A 1,156-nucleotide genomic window follows, 5' to 3' on the forward strand; every position below is an offset into this window, starting at 1 on the left:
TTTTTATTGGTAGCGATATAGCAGATCTCACGCAATACCGAACTCCACCAGTAAAGGGTTGTGATCAGAAGCATCTGTAACCAGTACCGACGAATCAGTTACCGCCAGTTCCCGATAAAAAACGAAATCCAATGGTCGGCCAAACGCTCTGCGACGCTGATCATTGGAAAACGACACTTCACAAAGCCCCATTCTATGTGCAAACCGATACAGTGCACTCACCCTAGGCTGACTCCATGCATTAAAGTCTCCAGCCATGATCACGGGCCCAGAGTGACGCTTCAACTGCTCCCCAATGGTCTCAAGCTGATTGGTATAGGCCTCCACTCCCAAGCTGAAATTGACAGCATGGATATTAATGACCATTAACAATCGCGCATCACTCAACGAATACACAGTGATCAACGCTGATTTAGCCAGGCGAATTAACGGTTCTCGTTCACGTAGAGGAAAGCAATACATAGGCTGAGCAGAAGATAACGTCATTACGCCTGAAGGATGGGTAGGAAGCACAAAAGCGGGTACCTGTTCGGCAGAAAGATAGTGTGTTGTAGCAAAACGAATCAGCTCGGGGGAGGATTGCGCTTCCTGCAATAGCATGAGCTGCGTGCGTTCACCAAAATGTTTCAGGACGGACAACCAATTCGTACGCTGCTGTTTAAAAATATTCCATACCATTATCCGTAGAGGATCCTCCGTTACCATCAGAGGTCCTGAGGATGCCGGCTGCTGTTTTAAATAATGCATTGCCGAAGGCTGAAAGATACGCTCCACCGGTTGCCCGGCGACATATCTCATCGCATAGGTTTTCTTGTGCACTTTATTCCTGCTATACCCGTGTACTGTTAATCGTTATAGGGTTTTTACCTTCACGTTTCAATGGGTATAAGCCGTCAGATGAGAAATTCGACACAGTAAGCCATGATGATAGGAAAGGAAGGAATGATGCTCTCTTTGCCGAAGGGATAGATTTATAAAAGCAAAAAGCCCCGAGCTTATGCTCGGGGCTTCTATAAGTTGGCGGTGCGGACGGGACTCGAACCCGCGACCCCCGGCGTGACAGGCCGGTATTCTAACCGACTGAACTACCGCACCACCGATTTTGTATGTTATCAGAGGAGTCAATCCGATAACCGGTGTCTTGTTTACACCACAA

The 1,156-nt window shown here is 47.7% G+C and carries 1 protein-coding gene and 1 tRNA gene; both read right to left on the reverse strand.

Annotation, left to right across the window (positions count from 1 at the left end; genetic code table 11):
- Window positions 1-27: 27 nt before the first annotated feature.
- Window positions 28-819, reverse strand: a complete 792-nt coding sequence (locus DZE2538_RS14770; RefSeq protein ID WP_012885803.1) for an endonuclease/exonuclease/phosphatase family protein — start codon at window positions 817-819, stop codon at window positions 28-30.
- 199 nt (window positions 820-1,018) lie between these two features.
- A tRNA-Asp gene (locus DZE2538_RS14775) sits at window positions 1,019-1,095 on the reverse strand.
- Window positions 1,096-1,156: the final 61 nt, after the last annotated feature.

The sequence above is a fragment of the Dickeya zeae NCPPB 2538 genome, from assembly GCF_000406165.1.
GTDB lineage: Bacteria > Pseudomonadota > Gammaproteobacteria > Enterobacterales > Enterobacteriaceae > Dickeya > Dickeya zeae.